The sequence below is a fragment of the Bacillus sp. GB_SG_008 genome, from assembly GCF_052038115.1.
Classification (GTDB): Bacteria; Bacillota; Bacilli; order Bacillales; family Bacillaceae_G; genus Bacillus_A; species Bacillus_A rhizoplanae.
The window spans coordinates 1-21,909 of record NZ_JBPZSK010000009.1 but is presented as its reverse complement, the minus strand read 5'-3'; the positions used below and the strand labels follow the sequence as shown (position 1 = coordinate 21,909).

Annotated in this window: 18 protein-coding genes and 1 pseudogene; 14 read left to right on the top strand and 5 right to left on the bottom strand. The window is 36.1% G+C overall.

Annotation, left to right across the window (positions count from 1 at the left end; genetic code table 11):
• The first annotated feature begins 287 nt into the window (after nucleotides 1-287).
• The 6 genes and pseudogenes from ACTDJC_RS19325 (at nucleotide 288) to ACTDJC_RS19300 (ending at nucleotide 3,018) form a co-directional block, all read left to right on the top strand.
• The gene (locus ACTDJC_RS19325; RefSeq protein ID WP_098305849.1) at nucleotides 288-620 is read left to right on the top strand and encodes a hypothetical protein; all 333 of its coding nucleotides are present in this window, start codon (nucleotides 288-290) and stop codon (nucleotides 618-620) included.
• Between the two features lie 257 nt (nucleotides 621-877).
• The gene (locus ACTDJC_RS19320; RefSeq protein WP_440604454.1) at nucleotides 878-1,330 is read left to right on the top strand and encodes an SMI1/KNR4 family protein; all 453 of its coding nucleotides are present in this window, start codon (nucleotides 878-880) and stop codon (nucleotides 1,328-1,330) included.
• Nucleotides 1,331-1,360: 30 nt separating this feature from the next.
• Nucleotides 1,361-1,654 carry a DUF3958 family protein gene (locus tag ACTDJC_RS19315; RefSeq protein WP_440604395.1) on the top strand — a complete coding sequence of 98 codons (294 nt, stop codon included), beginning with the start codon at nucleotides 1,361-1,363 and terminating at the stop codon, nucleotides 1,652-1,654.
• A pseudogene (locus ACTDJC_RS19310) lies at nucleotides 1,651-1,887 on the top strand (T7SS effector LXG polymorphic toxin); the annotation flags it as partial. The gene ACTDJC_RS19315 and the pseudogene ACTDJC_RS19310, both read left to right, overlap by 4 nt.
• 50 nt (nucleotides 1,888-1,937) lie before the next feature.
• The gene (locus tag ACTDJC_RS19305) at nucleotides 1,938-2,279 is read left to right on the top strand and encodes a hypothetical protein (RefSeq protein WP_253628793.1); all 342 of its coding nucleotides are present in this window, start codon (nucleotides 1,938-1,940) and stop codon (nucleotides 2,277-2,279) included.
• A 277-nt stretch (nucleotides 2,280-2,556) separates the two neighbouring features.
• Nucleotides 2,557-3,018, top strand: a complete 462-nt coding sequence (locus ACTDJC_RS19300; RefSeq protein WP_255258080.1) for a hypothetical protein — start codon at nucleotides 2,557-2,559, stop codon at nucleotides 3,016-3,018.
• A 1,539-nt stretch (nucleotides 3,019-4,557) separates the two neighbouring features.
• Here the strand turns inward: ACTDJC_RS19300 and ACTDJC_RS19295 are convergent.
• The 3 genes from ACTDJC_RS19295 to ACTDJC_RS19285 all read right to left on the bottom strand — a co-directional run bounded on the left by ACTDJC_RS19295 (nucleotide 4,558) and on the right by ACTDJC_RS19285 (nucleotide 6,987).
• Entirely contained in the window at nucleotides 4,558-5,469 is a 912-nt protein-coding gene (locus ACTDJC_RS19295; RefSeq protein WP_218007836.1) for a phosphatidylinositol-specific phospholipase C/glycerophosphodiester phosphodiesterase family protein, read from the bottom strand.
• A gap of 375 nt (nucleotides 5,470-5,844) precedes the next feature.
• Nucleotides 5,845-6,489 carry an alpha/beta family hydrolase gene (locus tag ACTDJC_RS19290; RefSeq protein WP_440604394.1) on the bottom strand — a complete coding sequence of 215 codons (645 nt, stop codon included), beginning with the start codon at nucleotides 6,487-6,489 and terminating at the stop codon, nucleotides 5,845-5,847.
• 135 nt (nucleotides 6,490-6,624) lie between these two features.
• Nucleotides 6,625-6,987: a VOC family protein gene (locus ACTDJC_RS19285; RefSeq protein ID WP_253628795.1), complete on the bottom strand. Its 363-nt coding sequence runs from the start codon at nucleotides 6,985-6,987 to the stop codon at nucleotides 6,625-6,627.
• A gap of 447 nt (nucleotides 6,988-7,434) precedes the next feature.
• Here ACTDJC_RS19285 and ACTDJC_RS19280 point away from each other — a divergent pair, with 447 nt between their 5' ends.
• The 5 genes from ACTDJC_RS19280 to ACTDJC_RS19260 all read left to right on the top strand — a co-directional run bounded on the left by ACTDJC_RS19280 (nucleotide 7,435) and on the right by ACTDJC_RS19260 (nucleotide 13,185).
• Nucleotides 7,435-8,169 (top strand): DUF975 family protein, encoded by a 735-nt coding sequence (locus ACTDJC_RS19280; protein ID WP_253628796.1) that lies wholly within the window; start codon nucleotides 7,435-7,437, stop codon nucleotides 8,167-8,169.
• A 609-nt stretch (nucleotides 8,170-8,778) separates the two neighbouring features.
• Nucleotides 8,779-10,077: a hypothetical protein gene (locus tag ACTDJC_RS19275; protein ID WP_440604393.1), complete on the top strand. Its 1,299-nt coding sequence runs from the start codon at nucleotides 8,779-8,781 to the stop codon at nucleotides 10,075-10,077.
• A gap of 226 nt (nucleotides 10,078-10,303) precedes the next feature.
• On the top strand, nucleotides 10,304-11,476 hold the full coding sequence (locus tag ACTDJC_RS19270) for a M20 family metallopeptidase (protein ID WP_253631082.1): 1,173 nt from the start codon (nucleotides 10,304-10,306) through the stop codon (nucleotides 11,474-11,476).
• A 12-nt stretch (nucleotides 11,477-11,488) separates the two neighbouring features.
• Complete coding sequence (locus ACTDJC_RS19265; RefSeq protein ID WP_440604392.1) at nucleotides 11,489-11,689, top strand: DUF3311 domain-containing protein; 201 nt, start codon at nucleotides 11,489-11,491, stop codon at nucleotides 11,687-11,689.
• Nucleotides 11,686-13,185 (top strand): sodium:solute symporter family protein, encoded by a 1,500-nt coding sequence (locus tag ACTDJC_RS19260; RefSeq protein ID WP_440604391.1) that lies wholly within the window; start codon nucleotides 11,686-11,688, stop codon nucleotides 13,183-13,185. Before ACTDJC_RS19265 ends, ACTDJC_RS19260 begins: the two co-directional genes overlap by 4 nt.
• Nucleotides 13,186-13,385: 200 nt before the next feature.
• On the opposite strand, the gene ACTDJC_RS19255 is transcribed toward ACTDJC_RS19260, so the two are convergent.
• A complete protein-coding gene (locus ACTDJC_RS19255; RefSeq protein ID WP_440604390.1) occupies nucleotides 13,386-15,260 on the bottom strand; it encodes an ABC transporter ATP-binding protein in 1,875 nt (624 codons plus the stop codon).
• Nucleotides 15,257-17,491: an ABC transporter ATP-binding protein gene (locus tag ACTDJC_RS19250; RefSeq protein ID WP_440604389.1), complete on the bottom strand. Its 2,235-nt coding sequence runs from the start codon at nucleotides 17,489-17,491 to the stop codon at nucleotides 15,257-15,259. Before ACTDJC_RS19250 ends, ACTDJC_RS19255 begins: the two co-directional genes overlap by 4 nt.
• 607 nt (nucleotides 17,492-18,098) lie before the next feature.
• On the opposite strand from ACTDJC_RS19250, the gene ACTDJC_RS19245 reads away from it, so the two are divergent.
• From ACTDJC_RS19245 to ACTDJC_RS19235, 3 genes are all read left to right on the top strand, one after another.
• The gene (locus ACTDJC_RS19245) at nucleotides 18,099-18,950 is read left to right on the top strand and encodes a DnaD domain-containing protein (RefSeq protein WP_440604388.1); all 852 of its coding nucleotides are present in this window, start codon (nucleotides 18,099-18,101) and stop codon (nucleotides 18,948-18,950) included.
• Nucleotides 18,947-20,236, top strand: coding sequence for a replicative DNA helicase (gene dnaB / locus ACTDJC_RS19240; RefSeq protein ID WP_440604387.1), 1,290 nt, complete (start codon nucleotides 18,947-18,949; stop codon nucleotides 20,234-20,236). Before ACTDJC_RS19245 ends, dnaB begins: the two co-directional genes overlap by 4 nt.
• Before the next feature lie 542 nt (nucleotides 20,237-20,778).
• The gene (locus ACTDJC_RS19235; protein WP_440604386.1) at nucleotides 20,779-21,735 is read left to right on the top strand and encodes a VOC family protein; all 957 of its coding nucleotides are present in this window, start codon (nucleotides 20,779-20,781) and stop codon (nucleotides 21,733-21,735) included.
• The last annotated feature ends 174 nt before the right edge of the window (nucleotides 21,736-21,909 follow it).

Sequence of the window (21,909 nt, the reverse complement as noted above, 5' to 3'; positions counted from 1 at the left end):
AACGCATTGAACACCTTGGATGAATTCTAAGGTGTTTTTGCATTATGTTATATAGGTATTTTTGCACAAACTTTCCGTCCTCTAGAGCAAGGGATTATTTACTTGTGTGAAGAATTAATTCGTTAGAAGATGGATCAGGCGTCGGAAAAGAGTATTCATACGATGGAAGGTGCAGAAAGTGCATACATCGGAGTAACTTCAAATGGAATGAAAATTAGGATGTTTCTTACTCCAGATAGAAAAACCATATAGGCATTCCAAATTTATAGAAGGTAGGAGAAAGTAAAATGAAATATAATTATGAATTTATTATTGGCCCATATGATACATTACTAATGAAATTACCCTCGGAAATATCTATAGTTGCAGATTTTTTAGCTTCTGATATCCAAGGCGGGAGCGCTGAGCCCTGGATTACAGAAATTGATCAAGTTTTAAATGGTAAAGAAAAATCCTCAAACTTTGGTGGAAACGCCTGTGAATTAGAAATAAATCCAGATTTTACAAAAATTTCAAATCGTTATGTTGAAGATGAAAAATATTCATGCACAATTGAAACTTCTGAGTTAAGAGAATTAATTTTAATATGGGAAGCAGAAAATTTAAAGTATGACAAATAAACCAATTCTTATGGATTCATACTATACATAGAGTTCATTAGCCGTTATATAATATGTTTTAACCTTGCTATTATGAACTTTATACTTTGGCTATCCATCAATAGTTATTTAGTTCTGGAAAAATAAAGTGATGACAGTAGGACAAAGTACTGAAATACATTAAAGGATTGGCAAATACAGTCTTACACTCAGTTGAAAAGCCTGACTACTATATTCAATAGATATCAAGCTATATTTTTATAGGGAGGTGCATTAAAATAAACAATGTTACATGGATTGGAACAAGTAAAAAAACAATTACAGATGAACAAATTCAACAAGTAGAACAATATTTTGGTGTAAAACTTCCTCATGATTTTATTGAATGTGTGAAGCAAAATGATGGAGGACATCCACGACCTAATACGTTTGATATAGAAGGACAAGATGATGACGTTATGAATAACCTTCTAACTTTCGATTTAGAAAGTGAATACTCTATTCTCCAAAGATATGAGAATATAAAAGATCGATTAGTAGATAAAGTATACCCGTTTGCTCGTGATCCATTTGGGAATTTTTTATGTTTTGATTATCGAAACAATCCCCAATCACCAACGGTTATATTTTGGGATCATGAGGAAGAGATGGAAGAAGCGATTTATCCAGTTTGTTCGTCTTTTACAGAATTACTCGATAGCTTATATGAGTTTGAAGATGAGGACGATTAATTAATAGTACAAAATATTTTTTAGAAAGGCATGGATATTGCTATCTGTGCTTTTTTATTTTACTCTAATGAAAAAACTGAATATTCACGGAAAGGTCAAAGCTATCGTTTATTTGACCGTATATTAGAAACTTGGCATAACGATAGAGAACTAGGACAATTCTTTCATAATCTGCGTCAAGATGCACAACAAATCGAGAGAAAGCTTACTCACGAACTGGAAGACCAAAAAGAAACGTTGCTAAAGGAGAAACAAAACCTCAGTAATCTAGAAAATGACCTTCACTATCAACGCCAAAAATTAGCACTGGAGGTGAAGTCATGAGTTTAAACATGTATCTAGGAGAAGTGCGAGCTCAAACACAAAGTATGAATGCTTTGTGCGTAGCAACCATTCAAGGTATGGAACAAGCCATCAATTCGATTGATGCTTTTGTATTCGATGCTGTTTTGCAAGGGCAAACTTACGACAGTGCAAAAACATTCTTTGCACAAACCTTTCGTCCTTTAGCCCAAGGAATTATCTACTTGTGTGAAGAATTAATTCGCCAAAATGATAAAATTATAACCGCTTATCCAATATATTGAAGAATATGAGGTGCAAAAATATGAAATATAAATATCATATAACAAAAAATGAAGGCCTAGATTCTTTAAAAATAGAATTACCAAAAGAACTAGAAATTGTAGCAACATTTTTAGAAAATGATATACAAGGCATTCCAATTAATTGGTGGTTACAACAAATTGATGAAGTATTAAACAACTTAAAAGAATATAATGAATTTAAAGGTACATTATGCGCAGTTCAAGTAAAAAAGGATGAGACCATAATTGCCGATTTATATTCTATCCATGATCCTAATATATGTAAAATTGAAACAATCGAATTAAGAAAATTAACTGAAGCTTGGGGAAAAGCACAAAGATTTTATAAAGATAACAACTAAAAGAAAATCAGTTTCTATGAAGTGATCTACATAAAGTTAGACAGATTAACCCTGTCACTACCCCTGGTACTACGAAATTATAACAAAATAACCCGCCGACGGCGGGTTGTAATAAATGGAGGTCTAATTCACATTTATTCATAAAGTTATATTATGTATTTTCATAATTAATGTGTCTATTGAAGATAATTTGGTTCACTACTACATAAATTCCGATATTTCATACTTATCCTTACTCACATTTAACATCGCTCAGAATAATATGTACCTAGAGGGTGTGACAATATTGGAAAAAAACATTGAAATTACAAAAAATATACAAGTCATACGGTCTATCCAACGCGATCTCAATATTGTGACAGTCGCACTATTGTTAACTGGACAAATCACCATTATAGGAGTTTTTGTGACACCAGGAGGGTTTCGCGTTTCATTAGGAGGACCATTAACAGGGGAAAATCGAATCGAAGGTAAATTTGAAAAACAAACTACGAATGTGATTATTGATGTAATAGACGTTATCCTCGCCGTTTTATTACTCAATGATGAGATTGGTGTTACGGGTAGCTTTATTGCACCTGGCAGATTTACCATCAATGTTAGTGGACCCATTTTTGGTGTTCCTAAACTTGAACCTACTCTACCTTACTTGAAAAGAGATTATACTTTCTTTCAAAAGGTTGTGTCCAAACATTTTGATGTTAATCCTAATTTATTAAAAACACTTACAAAGGAATGATGACATGGCTTTAACCGATATTCCTTCTATTAATCCATCTAAAAGTGGAGTCTTTCTTCTAGCTCTTCCTTTAATTATTTTTATCTTCTTTTTTACTCAACCTAAAGAAGAGATAATACAATAACCCCCAATAGTCCATATTGGGGTACTGTCCCATGGCTATCAACCTAACAATAGAAACTACCCCAGAACGAAAATTTTTCACATTTTTCTCGTTTTGGGATAAATCGTTATTTTTAGCTTAATGGGCATGGGGCGGTACCCCTAATAGTATTCGCGTTCTTCTAAATCACATTGTATGTGCACAATTAAAAGACGAAGTCTATCAAAATTATGCTCTAGTTAAAAATGATATATTCAACTTTATTGATTATAAATACTTATAAACTCAACTAAAAACAAAAAATAGCATACACATAAAAAGGGAATGCTTGTATACTGATCTATACTGCATTCCCTTATTGTAATTGTATGTCCACTATATTTTTATTCTTCCTTTTCAAAAATTAAAATCCAAACTGCTTAGTTTTCACCTCTTTCCGGATCCACTCCCATTGTAATGTAAACTCCTCATTAAATGTCCAATTTATTAGCTGTCACCCCCATAAATCATAATAACTTTTAAAATAGTGATCCCAACTCTGTTATAAAAACAACAAATTAAATTTTTACAAAAGAAAACAACTTGGATAAAAACAGGTTGTTTTCTTTTATAGGGTGGAACAAAGAAAGAGTGGAAAAGCAATACACAAACATGTAAATCACATGGAGTAAACTGACTCATCAAACTGAAAATTCTGATAATTTAATCACTAAGGGTTTTCGTTTACTCTTTCTTTGTTATTATGAGTTTAACATTAAAAATAACATAAATCAACAAAAAATCACAAAATTATTATAATTTCGACATTTTATTTATCTTGCACTAATTTCTACTTAAAAACATAGAGTTACTATATAGCCCGCCAGAATTGAAAAAACCAAAATAAAAAACACATAATAATCATCCTATACTTTTTATTTTGGTTATCATTATGTTGTAAAAATAACATAATGATAGCAAGGGAATGCTTGTATGCTGATCTGTTGTTACTTTAAAATAAAGTTTGATCAAAAACACCTCACAAACCCGTATTTTACGGTAAATGAGAAGAATCCATTTTGAAAAAAAGATTGATCAAAATGGATTCTTCTTTAGCATATTTAAGTTTCGGTTTTATAAAAAAGTTTGATCATTTTTCACCTTAGATTTTCCGCAATAGTGCCCTTTAATGGAATAACTAAAATATGGGCTTATTGCTAAAATCGCTTATAGTTTGTTGAACTAACGCACCCGTTAGTTGAAGATGTAATAGTAATGGCTATCACAAAAAAATCAACACTTTATAACCGCAATAGACCGTATTAAACACACAAAGGCGATGACACTCAGTCATCGCCTTTCCGTTGTATGGATAATCGAACTTATTAACACAAGTGGTGGTTTAGCTAAGGATTATTTTACAATAATCTGAAATGATTACACTGAATCCTCAGCGTTTATTTATTATTGTTAGTGGTTTCCCAAGTAATATTAGGTTCAGAAGGCTGAGGATCATTTTTCATTAAGAAAAGCTGCAACCCAGCTAAATCATCAGTATTGATAAAATCAACACCAGCATTTAACAGTTCCTTCCATATAGCATCTCTAGCTGGGGATGCGATGTCAGGAGTCGCCCAAAAACGAACTTTTTGGCCATTAGCATGAGCGGTTGAAACGATATGATTTAGTTTCTCCCTTTCACTTTTTGGCATTTCGCCTTCACCCATCCATGTAAAATATTTGGTCCAGTTATCACTAATAATTGGCATAAACTCATTGGAGTCACCTGATTCAAGGTCGCTCATTCGTCCATCATAAGCTGCATAGCGAACGGGCTGGCTCTCCATTAGTTCTTTTGGACGGTTCCCTGAAATATAGACAGTAATCGCCCCCGGTTTCACCCCTGAAGGCAAAAACTTTGTAAGCATATTTTGATATTTTGTAAGCTGTTCATGGATCACTTGATAGGTCGCGGCATCCTCCGACTTCACGTCGATCCATAAGGTAAACTCTTTATCGTATCCTGGATAAACGGCTCCATTATTGTCTTTCACTCTTTTCTTCAATGGGTCAAGATAGAGTGATTTCAATGTTCGATCTGGTCGAATATCTTCTTTATCATGGGCAACAAGGAGTTCTCCATCAACAAGCCAAACATCAGCTTCTACACTGGTAAATCCATGTTCCAGAGCATCTGTTAATGGACGAGTATGCTCGTAATCATTATGTGCGTGAGCTTTTGCAAGAGGAACCACAGTCTCTTGGTTAGATAAAGATGAATTGCCTTCCTCGGCAGCTGCAAAAACATTTGTAAAAGATAGCATGAAAACAGAAGCAATAAGGGTTAAAACAGCCAAGCATTTTTTCATAGTCTTTAGTCCTCCTATAATAATAGATTACCTTTTCCATCTTAGAGAAAAACCATTAAAGTTCAATGAAATTACATGATTCTTAACAAACTCTTTAATTACTTTACATGTTTTATGTAAATCGCAGAATATTTTTACAAAAAAATAAGCAAAATAAATGAAGAAGCTTATATCGGAACTAGAAAAAGTTAAAGACAGAACTGACAAACTACTAGAATTCTAGTAGTTTTATGTTGTTGAAAAAGCGTTTGTCACAAAAGGGGTTCGGAATGGTCTCATTCCGAACCCCTTTTGCGACTTCATTAAAAATAACCATTTAAAAAGAGGTGCAATGAGCACCCAAATTGGTAAACTTTTTATAATATCAGTTTATCACTAATTTGTCCTAACGGTTTCTTGGAGTTTTTCCATTACCCTTGATAAAGCTAAAATTGAATTTGTTGTTTCAAATTCTCCAACATTTAAGGAATGATTTGCATTTTGAATCACATCAATCTTTAAATTCGCTTTACTTAATTGGTCAATTTGATTTGCATTGTAATAATGATCTTTATCCCCGATAACTAAAAGACCCTGATGATGACTATTCAAGATTGAGTCAAAGATCGAATCAAAATTTATTAGAGGGGTAAATAAAATCATTTTTGACTTTAGGAATTCTTCTCTCTTCATTAAGTCATTCGCGATTGGTATTGTTCCGAGTGATTTTCCTAAAAAAATAGAATTGTTATATTGTCCATTTTTTAAAACATCTAAAATCACAGGGTTAATATCATCCATCATTATTTTTGTTATCTTTTCAATATTGTTTTTCGTTGGTTGCTCATTATAGGAGTAATGGATATGGACAATATCAAATTTATTTTGGAGCATTGCCATCGTCGCATAATAAAACAATGGTTTATCGTAATTGTAACCTGAACCTGAAAACATAAAGCAGATTGTTTTGGAACCCGCTTCTATATGTGTATAACGAATCGCTTTGTCGTTTGTTTGTATCTCTTTTTTATTTCCTTTCATCATTTTCCCCTCCGAAACTTTTATAATACCATAACATAAATTACCAATTGTTTTATAAAAAAATCATCCTCTTTATAGCAGGATGATTTATCAGAAATAAATTATATCCTTTATGTCAATTAGTTAATGGAGTAACTAAATTTCTTGAATCATTTCCACTCTGTTTCCGAAGGGGTCTCTAAACTCAAAACGTTCAAAACCAGGTATAGGTACTCCTTCAATTATCTGAATGTTATTTTGTTCTAACACATTTCTCCAGTAAGATATATCCTCTACTTGATAAGCTATATGGGCTTTTGTTTTTAATCGTTCAAAACCATCTTCTGTACCTATATGTACATCTCTATCTCCGACTTTTAACCAAAATCCTCCACGCCCCTTTAGTGATTCGGGCTTTTCCTTCTCAGGTAGACCAAGAATTTCGCAATAAAATTTTTTCCCCTCTTGTTCAGCACCTTTTGGAATAGTTATCTGAGCGTGATGTAAACCAAGAATCATAAAATTCACTCCCATTATCAATTGAATTTGTATTGTTTTTCTCCTATAACCAAATAATTTCTTGAAGTTTCTAAATCCTCTTTCATTTTATAACGCCAAATACAATAAGTGAAATACTGATTAATTATAATAATTGATAAGTATTACTTACGGATATCTAAATTTAAAACAAAAGATTTTTTCTAGAATATAACACTTACATTGATATTAAAAAGAATTGTACTGTATGAACTCTATAATTTAGGCCATTTTTAGATTTCGCTAAGTCTAATTAAGATTTTAGGAGATTATGATGGAGACATAAATAGCAAAACAGCTTCGTTTTTTTTTATTTGGATATTAATAAATAAATAAATACACATAATGTCAATCTTGTTAAAAAATGTTACTATTCTCTATGTAATATTTATATAAATGATAACAAATAGTTTGAAGGGTGGGATTAAAATGATTAGTGACTTTAAAAAAGCAGCCTTATCTTCATTAAAAGGTAGATGGGGATTGGGAGCAGGGGCATCGTTTCTGTATTATGTCCTTTCTAGTATTGGTATGTTTATTATAGGATTTCCCCTTTTTTTCCTGGGCTTCTTATTCAGTGAAATCATGAATGCTAGTGCTTCGGTTACAGGAGATGAGACGTTAAATGCAGTAGGCGCTGTTTCTTATGTACTTACTTTCGCTATTATATGTATTGTTTTAATAGGTGTACAAAGCATTATGACTTATGGGTATTTTAATGTTACATTACGTTTAGCGAAAAAAGAAACTACTACAATTGATGATTTATTTGAAGGGTTTCGAAAAAAGAATGTATTTAAATCTATGAAGTTAGCTGTGTTAATGGGTGTATACGTATTTTTATGGAGCTTATTGTTAATTGTTCCCGGTATTATAAAAGGTTTCTCTTATTCTATGGCTTACTATATTATGTTAGATCATCCAGAATATACGGCGAGCGAAGCGCTTAAAAAGAGTCAAGAAATGATGAAAGGGCATAAATTAGATTTATTTATACTATCTTTAAGTTTCATCGGATGGTTTATTTTAGGGGCTATTATAGGGGTTTTCACATTTAGTATCCCGTTTCTTTGGATCTATCCATATTACATGACAACAGTATCGCATTTCTACTTGAATTTAGTGAATAGAGATACAGGTATGGAAGAAAAAACGGTTATCTAGAAAGAGAATATTGTTTGTTAGGGTTGTTTATTTTAAAAAAACTTTGCAACAGAACCGATTGGAACATTACACTAGAACAGTACAATCAGGGGGAAAATATTTACTAAACTTGTTTTGATATAATTATCTTAATCTAGACAGTAAAAAGATGTTGATTAAAAATAAAATCATGCTGTTTATAAAAAATATGATGTTTAAAATAGAATTGTGAACTTTGTAAAAAATTTGCCAGGTTATATCCCTTTAGATATGATTATCTAAAGGGATATTCTTATTTCAAAAAGAACATCTAACACTGAGAAATGGATTATAGTATTAACAGAAAAATTAGTAAGGATGTGAGTGCATTTACAGCTGAAAATGCCATTCCCATCATTCTTTTCTATTGCATATTGTTATTTTTCATTTCTATTGGTTTATTTATGTAATTAAGAGTAAATAGCCGAACTAATAAATAGAACTCTTTAATACAAATAAAAGTTAGATAAAATAATTATATTGAAAAACGACAGAATAATTAGAGAATCCGATAACGGGACTTATTTTAACTAAAATATTTTACAAGTAACAATGAGCATATTAAATATGATAAAGGAAGTTGAATACAGTATGTATAAAATCGGATTAGTCGGTCTAAAAACTTCTATAGAACAGATTTTAGACATGGCAGAAGAATACAAACATGAGTTGGAATTTATCTCTTACTCCTATGTAAAAACTGAAGAGGTAGAAAAAATTGTAAAAGAACATACTTCTCATGTAGATGCATGGCTTTTTTCTGGTCCACTTCCCTATGAAATTGCAAAAAAATATATAGGTACAGATAAAATAATGGTTTATGTTCCTGCTACAGAATCAGGTTTTTATAAATCTTTTTTAGAGATGACCTATGAACAAGGAAAAATTATTGAGCAACTAAGTATCGATACTATGTCTTTAAATAATATTAGTGAAGAAGCTTTATCACAGTTAAATATAAAGAAACCAAAGATTTATACGAAAGTGTTTGAGTTGGATGTTGATACGAATGAATTATTGAATTTTCACATGAATTTATGGGAAAAAGGAAAAACAGCAGGTGCTCTATCTTGTTTTCCATCAGTGTGTGAAGCTTTAAGGGAACATGGAATTCCATCTTACCGGATGTCGATGAGTAAGATGGAAATACGACAGACGCTTCGGATTCTTTCTGAAAAAGTAAAGACCTCCTATTTTAAAGACACACAAATTGGAGTCGAAATCATTGAAGTTGAATATTTTAACAAAGTGGCAGAGGAAATGAAAACTCCTTATCATTTACAGTACTTGGAACTCCGGTTGAAAGAAATATTGATTCAACTTGGTGAAACAATTAACGGTTCTTTTTCAGAGAAAGGAAACGGTAGATATATGATTTTTAGTTCTCGCGGTGCGATTGAACGCGAGATAGTTACGCTGGAAGATACCATTCAAAAATTAGCGTTTGAAGCAGATACTACCGTTGCCGTCGGAATTGGTTTTGGCGAGACTGCGTATTCGGCAGAAATCAATGCTTTCCGTGCAATTCAACATTCCAAGGGGATGAAGAAGCGCGGAATTGTAATCGTTCAAGATGATGGCAAAATTGTTGAATCACCGGGCGACAAAAAAGAATTGCAATTTACCAGTCGTACCCAAAATGAAGTCCTTTATGAAAAGTTAAGAAAAGGAAATATCAGTGTGAAAACGTATAAAAAAATATTGGCCCTCATACATAAAATGAAGTGGGATTATTTTACAACAAAAGACTTGGCCACACATCTTGAGATGACAGAACGTAATGTACGACGCATTGTTACAGATATGTGCGAAGTTGATTTGGCACAATGCGTCGGTCAAGAGACCTATGCCACTCGTGGAAGGCCCAGTAAAATTTATCAATTGTTATAAGCATCCATTATTGGGATGCTTATTTATTTTGCAATTTATATTCGTATGCAAAAGGAGAAAAAATTAAAGTTGATAAAAATACTTTTATAATTTTCTAAAAATATTGAAATTTAACTATGAAACTAATATACTTCATTTAAGGAATTTTTTCCTTAAATAATCCGAAAATAAAATTGGTTATGTAAGTTGAATTAAGAAGGAGTTGAAATAAGTGTCTCAAATAACAATGATTCATAATTTAATCGAGGATACCAAAGACGAAGTGATTAGATGGAGGAGATATTTACACAAGTATCCCGAGCTATCTTTTCAAGAAGAAAATACAGCACAATTTGTTTATGAAACGCTACAAACTTTTGGTGATTTAGAAATTTCACGTCCGACAAAAACAAGTGTTATGGCTCGTTTGATTGGTCAGCAACCAGGGAAGGTTATTGTACTGCGGGCAGATATGGATGCGCTTCCAATTGAAGAAGAGAATGATTTTGACTTTGTGTCACAGAATACAGGCGTGATGCATGCTTGTGGACATGACGGACATACGGCGATGCTGCTTGGTGCAGCAAAGATTCTTTCACAGTTAAAGGATCAAATTAAAGGAGAGGTGCGCTTTTTATTTCAACATGCTGAGGAACTACCGCCCGGTGGTGCCCAAGAGATTGTGCAAACCGGTGTGCTTGATGGAGTAGATATGATTATGGGAACTCATCTCTCGTCGATGGTTCCTTTAGGGAAAATTGGTTTGAGTTACGGTCCGATGATGGCTGGAGCTGATACTTTTAAAATTACCGTGGTGGGTAAAGGGGGACACGCCTCACAGCCCGAACTAACCATTGACCCTATTGCAATTGGAACTCAGATTGTAACAAATCTCCAGCACATTGTTTCGAGGTATCGAGATGCTCAGGAAACTCTTGTGATTTCAGTGACTCAGTTCTTTGCAGGAAGTGCGATTAACGTTATTCCAAGTAGGATAAGCATTGGAGGATCCGTTCGAAGCTTTAATCCGGAACTGAGGGAAAAGATTCCAACTTTTATCGAACGTATAGTAAAGGGGATTACAGAAGCGCATGGAGCTACTTATGAATTCGATTATCAGTTCGGTTATGCTCCGACCATTAATGATGAAGAAGTAACACGATTGATGGACGAAACGGTCTGTGAAGTATTTAGTGAAAATAGTCGAGAGATTTTAAAGCCAATTATGGGGAGTGAAGACTTCTCTGCCTATCAAAAAGTAGCTCCGGGATCTTTTATTATAATAGGAGCTCGTAATGAAGAAAAAGGGATTATTTATCCTCACCATCATCCCCAATTTACTGTCGATGAACAGGCTTTACAATACGGGGTGAAGTTATTTGTTCACGGAACTTTTAAAATGTTAAACCTAACAAACTAGGGGGATAAAAGTATGAAAACCATATATTGGCTTAGTGCTATTCCGTTTTTAGGATTTATTTTAGGTGCTTTGTTTACAAATAAGGTGACCCCCTATGTTCTGGGAATGCCATTTTTCCACTTTTGGATTGTACTCTGGTCTTTTCTAACCACAGGTATTATGGGGATTATATATATACTAGATCCTGCTAATCAGAAGGGAGATTCAAGATGAATATTGCCGTGTTATTCATCCTATTTTTTTTCGTCATTTCTGTTTTGATTGGTATCCGGGCTAAAAAGGGACAAGAAATGAATTTAGAACAATGGTCGGTTGGAGGACGCGGAATGGGAACTCTATTGATTTTCCTCTTGTCCGCAGGTGAAATGTATACTACCTTTACCTTTTTGGGTGCAAGCGGTTCGGCTTATGGGGAGGGAGGTTCCATCTTTAGTATCGTAACATACGGTTGTCTGGCTACAGTAATCTCCTACTGGACATTTCCTGCTATTTGGAGATATGCAAAGAAACATCGATTAGTTTCCCAATCGGATTTTTTTGTGAAAAAATATCGAAGTCCTTATCTTGGTGTGCTTGTTGCGGTTATAGGTGTTATAGCCTGTACTTGCTATTTGGTTCTGCAATTGAAGGGGCTAGGATATATCGTTTCTGCAACATCCTATGGGGTCATCTCTTCTACAACCGCTATTTGGTTTGGAGCAATTGGAGTAACTATTTTTGTGATGGTTTCCGGTATTCACGGCTCTGCCCGGACATCTGTTTTGAAGGATATTTTGATTCTTGGTATTATCGTATTTTTAGGAGTTTATTTTCCTATTCATTATTATGGCGGTTTTCAACCTATGTATGAGGCCATTGAAAAAGTAAAGCCGAACTTTACCATACTTCCTGAACAAGGAATGAGCATATCATGGTATATATCGACCGTGATATTAAGTTCCATTGGATTTTATATGTGGCCGCATGGGTTTTCTCCCATTTTTGCTGCCTCTAGCGAAAAAGCTTTACGAAAAAATGCAATCCTAATGCCAATGTACCAATTGATTTTATTGTTTGCCTTTTTCGTCGGATTTGCAGCTATTTTACAGATACCAGGGTTAAAAGGCAGCGAAATCGATCTTGTTTTGCTGCAACTTTCTAAACAGGCTTTTGATCCATGGTTTGTCGGGTTAATTGGTGGAGCTGGCGTGTTAGCCGCTTTAGTACCAAGTTCTTTGCTGTTAATGACAATATCAACATTGCTTGCTAAAAATATATATCATGTATTCACTCCATCTGCAACAGACAATCAGATTGCAAAACTAGTAAAATACTTGGTTCCCTTTATTTCGCTCGTAGGGATTTACTTGACCTTTAAAGGTGGAAATACTCTCTTTAGTCTCGCTATAATCGCTTATAATTTTATCACACAACTCGCTCCTGCGTTTTTCGCCAGTTTGATGAGAAAGAACTTTGTGACTAAACATGGAGCATTTGCCGGGATTATAACAGGGGGACTGTTAGTCTCTATTATGGACTTAGGGAACATAAAAATTGGTCAAATGTTTCCTCATCTTCCTCAAGCAATTAAAGACTTGAATGAAGGAATTATTGCCCTATTTGTTAATATTGTAGTCTTAGTGATTGTCAGTTTGCTGACAAAAAATATTGCTTATACTCATCAGAAGACCAATGCTTTGGAGACAACAGTAATAGAGAGTAAGATCTGATACAAAAAGACTCTAACAGCTAACTCAACATGACTATACTAACTTCAAAGAGTAGTTCACTTACGCTAACCATATAAATAAAAAAGAACCGTCCTTTTTTGAGATAATTAAGTCACCACAACAAAATAACAAAAAGAAAGAAGCTTTCTCCAAAAGGTCGTAATTCAACGACCTTTTGGGAAAGCTTCTTCTATTTCATCTCACGAAGCATCCGCACTCTCAAACTGACTATTATAAAGCGAAGCATAGAAACCATCAGCCTTCAATAACTCTTCATGATTACCTTGTTCTACAATATCCCCGTCTTTCATGACAAGGATTAAATCTGCATCACGTATTGTTGATAATCTATGAGCGATAATAAAGCTTGTTCTGCCTTCCATGAGGTTTTCCATGGCTTTTTGAATTAGTACTTCTGTACGAGTATCGATAGAGCTTGTTGCTTCGTCGAGTATTAATATTTTCGGATCCGCTAGAAGGGCACGAGCAATCGTTAATAGCTGTTTTTGTCCTTGGGATACGTTGCTTGCTTCTTCGTTTAATTCCATATTATATCTATTTGGTAAGGTCTTTACGAAGCTGTGAACGTGAGCTGCTTTAGCTGCTTCGATTACTTCTTCGTCAGTCGCATCGAGTCTACCGTAACGTATATTTTCCATGATTGAACCATTAAATAGCCAAGTGTCTTGAAGTACCATACCGAACATGTTGCGTAAATCTTCTCGCGTGAAGTCTTTTATATCGTGACCGTCTATACATATAGCACCGCTGTTTATGTCATAGAAACGCATTAACAGCTTCACTATTGTTGTTTTACCTGCGCCGGTTGGTCCGACGATCGCTACCTTTTGTCCAGGTTTAATATGAGCTGAGAAATTATTGATGATGATCTTATCTGAATTATATCCAAATTGAACATCTTTGAAGCTAACTTCTCCTTTAACCTCTTGCAGCTTAATTGGATTTTCTGCTTCTGGAACTTCCTCTTCTTCATCTAAAAATTCGAAAACTCTTTCTGCAGCTGCAGCTGTGGATTGAAGTACGTTCGCGATTTGAGCTACTTGAGCGATTGGTTGCGTAAAACTTCTCACATATTGAACAAAGGCTAAAATATCTCCAACTGCAATTGTTTTCTTTACCGCAAGCCATCCGCCTAAAATAGATACAGCTACGTAACCGATATTACCGATAAACATCATAATCGGCATCATCATTCCGGATAAAAATTGAGACTTCCATGCAGAAGCATAAAGGATATCATTTGTTTCTTCGAATTTTTTCACTTCATCTTCTTCGGTGTTAAAGGCTTTTACGATATTGTGACCACTATAAATCTCTTCTACTTGACCGTTAACGTGTCCTAAATACTCTTGCTGGGATTTAAAGTATTTTTGCGATCTCTTTACGACTCCCATTATGAGCATCATGGATACTGGCAATATTAAAAGCGCCACTAATGTCATTTGCCAGCTGATTGAGAACATCATGATGAGTACACCAATGATTGTAACAACGGATGTGATGATTTGCGACATACTTTGGTTTAAAGTCTGGCTCACCGTATCTACGTCATTCGTAATTCTAGATAATACTTCTCCGTGCGTCGTTTTATCAAAGTATTTCAGCGGCATACGGTTAATCTTTTCATCAATTTCTTTTCTGAAATTATAAGATACCTTTTGTGCGACTCCTGAAATGATATAGCCTTGGATAATACCAAACACAGCGCTCGCTATATATAATCCAAGGAGTATAACGACAATGTTTCCAATATAGGTAAAGTCAATTGCAGCACCTGGCGCTCCCGTTATCTTACTTACTAGTCCTTCGAAAAGTTTTGTTGTCGCTTTACCTAAAATCTTTGGACCTGCGATTGCAAAGGCAGCACTACCGATTGCAAAAATAATGACGATGATGATTGATAACTTATATGGCTTTAGGTATTGAAGTAACTTATTCATCGTTCCCTTAAAGTTTTTTGCCTTCTCAATCTTTCTCATGCCGCCGCCCATATGACCGCCGCCACCAGGACCAGGGCCACCTTGTCTTTTATTTTCTATTTTTCTATCACTCATGACGAAAGTTCCTCCCTTGAAAGTTGTGATAAAGCAATTTGCTTATAAACCTCACAGTTTTCCATAAGCTCTTCATGAGTACCAGTTCCCACTATTTTTCCTTCGTCAAGTACAATGATCTTATCTGCATTCATGATTGTACTGATTCTTTGTGCAACAAGTAGAATAGTACTTCCTGAAATTTCATTGTTCAAAGCTTTACGCAATGCTGCGTCTGTCTTGAAGTCAAGAGCTGAGAAACTATCATCAAATATGAATATTTCGGATTCCTTAGTAAGAGCACGCGCAATAGAAAGTCTTTGTTTTTGACCACCTGAAACGTTCGTACCACCTTGTGATATCTCTGTTTTAAAGCTTTCAGGTTTCGCGTTAATAAACTCCATAGCTTGAGCGATTTCTGCTGCTTTTGCTAGTTCTTCTTCAGTTGCTTCTTTTTTACCGTATTTCAGATTACTTTCGATCGTACCTGAGAATAGAACTCCTTTTTGTGGTACATAACCAATTTTTTCTCTTAATTCCTTCTGTGATACTTCTCTAACATCAGTGCCATCTATTAATATTTGGCCGCTTGTTACATCGTAAAAACGTGGAATTAAGTTTATAAGTGTTGATTTACCACTACCTGTACTTCCAATGAAAGCTGTCGTTTCTCCAGGCTTTGCGGTAAAGGTGATATTTGAAAGCACATCTTCTTCCGCACCTGGATATCTAAAGCTAACATCTTTAAATTCAACGTAACCTTTCTTGTCTGAAGAGAATGTTTTTGGTTCTTCTGCATCACGAATGGTAACATCAGTATTTAAAACTTCTGCGATACGTTGTGCGGATACAGAAGCACGCGGAACCATAATGGATACCATAGAAATCATTAAGAAGGCCATGATGATTTGCATTGTATACTGCATAAATGCCATCATATCACCAACCTGCATATGCCCCATATCCACTTGGTGTGCTCCAACCCAAATAATAAGTACAGTAACGGCATTCATGATAAACATCATCATTGGCATCATAAATGACATTAAACGGCTTACAAATAAATTCGTTCTTGTTAAATCTTGATTGCCTTTTTCAAATTTCTTTTCTTCATGTTTTTGATTATTAAAAGCACGAATAACGAGCATACCTGTTAAAGATTCACGAGTGATTAAGTTAATTTTATCAACTAACTTTTGGATACTCTTAAACTTAGGGATAGCGACGCTAAATAAACCAATGACTAAGCTTAAAATCGCGATAACTGCAACTGCGATAATCCATCCCATGGAAACGTCTGTAGTAAGTACCTTGATTACGCCGCCTATGCCTAAAATCGGTGCATAGAATACGATTCTAAGCATCATAACCATAAGTGTTTGCACTTGTTGAATATCATTTGTACTTCTTGTGATTAAAGATGCAGTGGAAAACTTATCAAATTCCGCATTCGAAAAGCTTGTAACCTTCCGAAATACTTTTTTTCTAAGATCTCTGCCTAATCCAGCGGCTACTTTTGCAGCAAGTAAACTAACGATAACGGTAGCTGCCATACTTACTAAAGATAAAAGCAGCATTTTCCCACCAGAAGTAAGAATGTAATTTGTTTGAAGCTTACCTGTATCTATACCGATTGTTTTATACTCATTCTCAATGAATGGAACAGCTGACTGTGTTACCATGCTGCCTGGCATATTTTTAAACTTTTCATCTGCCTTTTCTTTCATTGCATCGATTTGACTTTGAGGCAATTTAGCAATTACTGCGAAAGGATCTGTATTTGGCGGAAGATTCGTCGGTGTTTTGCTGCCACCTGGCGCAGTGGATGTACCACCTTTTTCAATTCCCTCTGTAATTAAAATTGGTTTCCCAAATATGTCGTTAAGTTCACTAATTGTATCTTTATCCTTTGTATGTAGCTTATAAAGTGGTTCTTTATCAAGCTGTGGATAATCTTTCAAGTAATTTTGTAACTCACTTTGAGAAAGATCTTTCTTATCTAAAAGCACATAGTTGTCATCTACTTTTTTCTTCTCATCTTCATTCATAAAGAGCTTAAGTTTATCAAACTCACTTTTACGAATGACTTGAGGTACTGCGTTTTCTACACCTTTTTGCTGAATACCTACATTGACAATGTTAGACATGTAGTCTGGCAGTGATAGGTCACATACCGCTTGTACGGTTAAAAGACATATAACTGCAATGATTGAGGCAGTAAAAGGTTTTAAATGTTTTATAATTTTTAACATTTAATTCATCTCTCCATTTTCCTTTTCTAATTTTTTTAGCTTTTCCTTCGTTTCTTTGCTTCATTCTTCATATTCTCAGTAATTCATTCTAACAGCTCTTTACGTCCTTTCGGTCAGAGGATAATTATAATTCTATGACTATATTAAGTTGTAATGCAACATTTAGAGTATGGAATTCATGATAAATAAATTTGTTAAATAATTTTAAAATTTAACAAAAGTTGTAAGGTGCTGTTGACAATGCTACACGAGATAAAGAGAAGTGGTATCATTCCATTTCGCCGTAAGCAAGAAGCAGCATATGTGGGAATATAATAAAGAAATGGGAAGGCAGTTTAAAAGGGGGATTATCATTTGATAAAACTTCTTTTCCTTATGAATGATGAATGTAAAACAGCCCCTATCAAACCCCTATCAAACCCCTACCAAGCCCCTTGCAAGTAATAAATCATTACAAAAACAAAAACAAAAAAACTACTACAAGAATGACCCAAAAAGAAATTTTTAAAAAAATTTAAAATCAAACTGCCAAATTTCCTTTCTCATCTTTATATCTATTAAAGAAATGGCAATTTCATATTTGTTGTTAAAGACGGGAGGAATAAACATGGCAGTATACCGTAACGTACAGGTGAATTTTTGGCAGGATGATTTTGTATTGGACTTAACGCCGGAGGAGCGATACTTTTACATATACTTACTGACATGTTCTAAAACGACGCAATGCGGTATTTATCCATTGCCGAAGCGTTTGGCGGAAATGGAAACAGGCTACAACAGAGAGACTGTTGAGAAGCTGCTGCAGCGGTTTATCGATTATGGAAAGATATTATATGATGCAAAAACGAAGGAGTTATATATCTTGAATTGGGTGCGCTATAACCCAGTTACGAACACGAATATCGAGAAATGTGTATTGCGTGAGCTAAAGACTGTGAAAAGCAAAAAGTTTGTTCATATGTTTCTTCAAAAGTGCTTGGAGGAAGAGCTAAGCATTCCGCTATTACTGGAGCATTTCGGCATGCCGTTTGAAGAGTCTCAGGCTGCTTCTCAAGACGACTCTGAAAGCTGTGAAGCAGATGAAAAAATAGATTCCGACAGCAATGTATTCACATTTTATGAACAAAACTTTGGCAGCTTGTCGCCGTATACCGCAGAGGAACTGAGCGGCTGGATTGATGACCTATCGGAGGAGCTCGTATTGAAAGCACTCCAAATTGCTCATGAAAATAATAAGCGGACGCTTGCTTATGTAAAAGGTATTTTACGAGATTGGCACGGAAAGGGATATATGAAACTTAGTGAAGTAGAGGAAGCGGCAGTGAAGTTCCGGAAGAAGGAATCGTCTGCTGTTCATGAGACTGAGCAGTTTTTGGAGGAGTGTGAAGAGTGGGAGAAAAACGTACCGTCTGAAGAAGAGTTGCAGAAGTTCTTGCAGGAAAAGGGGTGGCGTCCATGAGTATTCAAAATGTTGAGGCTGAACAGACCGTATTAGGATCTTTGTTGCTTGATGGTGAATTGATTAAGGAGTGCCGACTGACAGAGCAGCACTTCTCTATGCCTGTGCATCAAGCGATATTCAAGTTAATACGGCAAATAGAGGAAGATGGACAGCCGCTTGATCTTGTTACGCTTGTTTCGAGAATGGATCCTTCTTTTTTGAAGCAAATTGGCGGCATTGAATACTTTGTAAATATCATCGAGAGTGTTCCGAATACTGCTAATTTCTCCTATTACGAGGGGCTTGTTCGGAGCGCATGGAAAATGCAGCATGCGGGAATGATGGCACAAAGTATGAGTGAAAGGCTTCTTGCGGAGAAGGATGAGAAAGTCATCAGCGAGACGATTACGGCACTCTGTGAACTGGAAGAGGGGGATTGTACGCTCGATTTTGATTTGAAGGATACTTTAGTCGGTTTGTACGAAGAGTTTCATCAGGACGCAGAAGAGCTTATAGGCATTGAAACCGGTTTTTCCGCTTTAAACAAGATGACGTGCGGTTTGCAGGAAGACGACTTTGTTGTGATTGGTGCACGGCCTTCCATGGGAAAAACGGCGTTCGCCTTAAATATTGCTCTTCATGCGGCAAAATCGGGTGCGGCAGTTGGGCTGTTTTCCTTGGAGATGAGTGATAAACAACTGCTGAAACGGATGGTTTCCTGTACCGGAGAGGTATCGGGAAAAAGGCTGAAAAATCCGAAGCACCGTTTTACAATAGAAGATTGGGAGAAAACAAGCCGGGCATTTGCGGAAATTGGTAATCTGCCACTCGAGATTTATGATAAAGCAGGTGTCACAACGCAGGAAATTTGGATGCAAGTACGAAAGCTGAAACGAAAGCATGCAAATAAAAAACTGCTCGTTATTATTGATTATTTACAGCTCATTACAGGCGATTCGAAATACAGGGGAAACAGGTTTCAGGAAATGAGTGAAATCTCCCGCAAGCTAAAGCTGATGGCTCGTGATTTGAATGTGTGCGTAGTCGCGCTGTCCCAGCTTTCCCGTGCGGTGGAGTCGCGCCAAGATAAGCGTCCACTTTTGTCTGACTTACGGGAAACAGGCCAAATTGAGCAGGATGCGGATGTAATTATGCTCATGTACCGGGAGGATTATTATGATGAGGAGACAGAGGATAAAGATGTTACAGAGATTCATGTGGCAAAGCATCGGAATGGGCCAGTTGGATTGGTGAAGCTGCGGTTTTTGAAGGAGTATGGGAGGTTTGTGGAGGGGAATAGGTGAGGAGGCAATTGTATTTGAATAAGGTATTATTTTTCTAGTCTTTACCTCATAAACATCTCTACGGTTGTATGTATTCTTATCATAAAATAGGCCGTGTATAGTTAGCTTTTGAATAAAGTTCGATTATTTCCGTAGGCTTTTCAGAATAAATTAGTTAAAAATAAAAGACTACATACTATACGCGAAAGAGTATAAAACAAGGGAATTATATAAGGGATTAATTGGTTTTGGAGGAGGACATAGCCTATAGCGGGAGGCGTATCCGCAGATGTAAAGCATCGAGGTTCTTAAAAATAAGAATAATCAACTAAACAAAGGATTATAAATTGGGGTACCACCACATTGCCATCAACTTAAGAAAACAAGTCACCCCAAAAACGATAAATAAGCTTCTTCGTTACAAGAAAGCCTAAAAATTTCGTTCTAGGGATGCAATAAAACTTTAGCTTGATGGCTATGTGTCTCTACCTCAAATTGTTCAATGTAATTAAAATAAACTTTTCTTTTGTCACAATTATTGAATTCAAGGAGAGTGGATGCAGATGCATGCTGAAATCAAATTCATTCATCACGTCGGCCATGTAGTTTCCGATATGGAAGCTGCACTCGAGCTGTACAGAAAACTGGGATTTGTCTGTTCGCCGCCGTCCTATCCGGCGATGGCCGAAAATGAAGGAGAACCTCCGAAGCCATTCGGAGCAGCCAATTCACATGCCGAGTTTTTAGGCAGCTTCATCGAAATCGTAACGGTTGCCGAGAAAGGCGCGAGGATTCCGATCAATGCAAAACTCGTTCCGTTGCAGGCATCGCCGGATGTGCTCCAAGTAATAATCGGAAAAATCAAACGCACGGTCGATACTGTCTCCAGATGTCTGTCCCGTTATGAAGGAGCGCATATTCTTTGTTTCGGTACCGAGGATGCCGACCAGACAGCGGACCGTTTCCAACGGAGTGGAATCAGTCATGGCGGTGTTAACACCGTACAGCGACCTCTTGAGATGTCCGGGGGAATTCAACTTATTCCCGTGCGTTATTTGGAAATTGACGGGGACAACGTGCACGAAGGTCGTCTGGCCGCAGCGGAAAACCCACCCTCAGCCATAATGGGGGAGCAAATACCTCCGAACCATCCGAATGGGGCGACGGATCTAGTCGAATCAATCTTATGCGTAGACGATTCCGAGCTGGATGAATTCACTAGGCGATACGGCCGATACTTGGATTGTGAGGTCCGGACGGATGGAGTGACACACATCTTCAACTTGGAAGGGGCTCGCATCACAATCGTTCCCGGATCGCGGTTGTCAGAGCTGCTACCAGGAGAGGTGGCACCCCCGGTGCCGGGATTCGCCGGGTACGCGGTAGCAGTGAGCGACATCTCCCACACCCGAAGTTATCTCGAAGAGAACGGTTTACCGATAGCGGAGACGAACTCGGGCGACCTCTTCGTACCGGCGGCCTCGGCGCTTGGTGCTGCCATCGTGTTCAGGAAAGCGTAGCCGCAAAAAGCAAACAATCCGCGTTAAATTGAAACAGGGGTAGATTAAGACTTAAAAAATACTAATTTCCTGTAAATGTTTTAAAAGGCACAAAACAACTGTTTACGGTATAAAAATAGTGCTATTGCCAAGAGGGATTTTTTACTTCCCCTTAGGATAGCACTACACTACATT

Bases quoted from the DNA above. Each gene is read 5' to 3' on its own strand.
- ACTDJC_RS19325 (WP_098305849.1), top strand. From the start codon at position 288: ATGAAATATAATTATGAATTTATTATTGGCCCATATGATACATTACTA.
- ACTDJC_RS19315 (WP_440604395.1), top strand. From the start codon at position 1,361: ATGGATATTGCTATCTGTGCTTTTTTATTTTACTCTAATGAAAAAACT.
- ACTDJC_RS19305 (WP_253628793.1), top strand. From the start codon at position 1,938: ATGAAATATAAATATCATATAACAAAAAATGAAGGCCTAGATTCTTTA.
- ACTDJC_RS19295 (WP_218007836.1), bottom strand. From the start codon at position 5,469: ATGAAAAAATGCTTGGCTGTTTTAACCCTTATTGCTTCTGTTTTCATG.
- ACTDJC_RS19290 (WP_440604394.1), bottom strand. From the start codon at position 6,489: ATGAAAGGAAATAAAAAAGAGATACAAACAAACGACAAAGCGATTCGT.
- ACTDJC_RS19285 (WP_253628795.1), bottom strand. From the start codon at position 6,987: ATGATTCTTGGTTTACATCACGCTCAGATAACTATTCCAAAAGGTGCT.
- ACTDJC_RS19280 (WP_253628796.1), top strand. From the start codon at position 7,435: ATGATTAGTGACTTTAAAAAAGCAGCCTTATCTTCATTAAAAGGTAGA.
- ACTDJC_RS19275 (WP_440604393.1), top strand. From the start codon at position 8,779: ATGTATAAAATCGGATTAGTCGGTCTAAAAACTTCTATAGAACAGATT.
- ACTDJC_RS19270 (WP_253631082.1), top strand. From the start codon at position 10,304: ATGATTCATAATTTAATCGAGGATACCAAAGACGAAGTGATTAGATGG.
- ACTDJC_RS19265 (WP_440604392.1), top strand. From the start codon at position 11,489: ATGAAAACCATATATTGGCTTAGTGCTATTCCGTTTTTAGGATTTATT.
- ACTDJC_RS19260 (WP_440604391.1), top strand. From the start codon at position 11,686: ATGAATATTGCCGTGTTATTCATCCTATTTTTTTTCGTCATTTCTGTT.
- ACTDJC_RS19255 (WP_440604390.1), bottom strand. From the start codon at position 15,260: ATGAGTGATAGAAAAATAGAAAATAAAAGACAAGGTGGCCCTGGTCCT.
- ACTDJC_RS19250 (WP_440604389.1), bottom strand. From the start codon at position 17,491: ATGTTAAAAATTATAAAACATTTAAAACCTTTTACTGCCTCAATCATT.
- ACTDJC_RS19245 (WP_440604388.1), top strand. From the start codon at position 18,099: ATGGCAGTATACCGTAACGTACAGGTGAATTTTTGGCAGGATGATTTT.
- dnaB (WP_440604387.1), top strand. From the start codon at position 18,947: ATGAGTATTCAAAATGTTGAGGCTGAACAGACCGTATTAGGATCTTTG.
- ACTDJC_RS19235 (WP_440604386.1), top strand. From the start codon at position 20,779: ATGCATGCTGAAATCAAATTCATTCATCACGTCGGCCATGTAGTTTCC.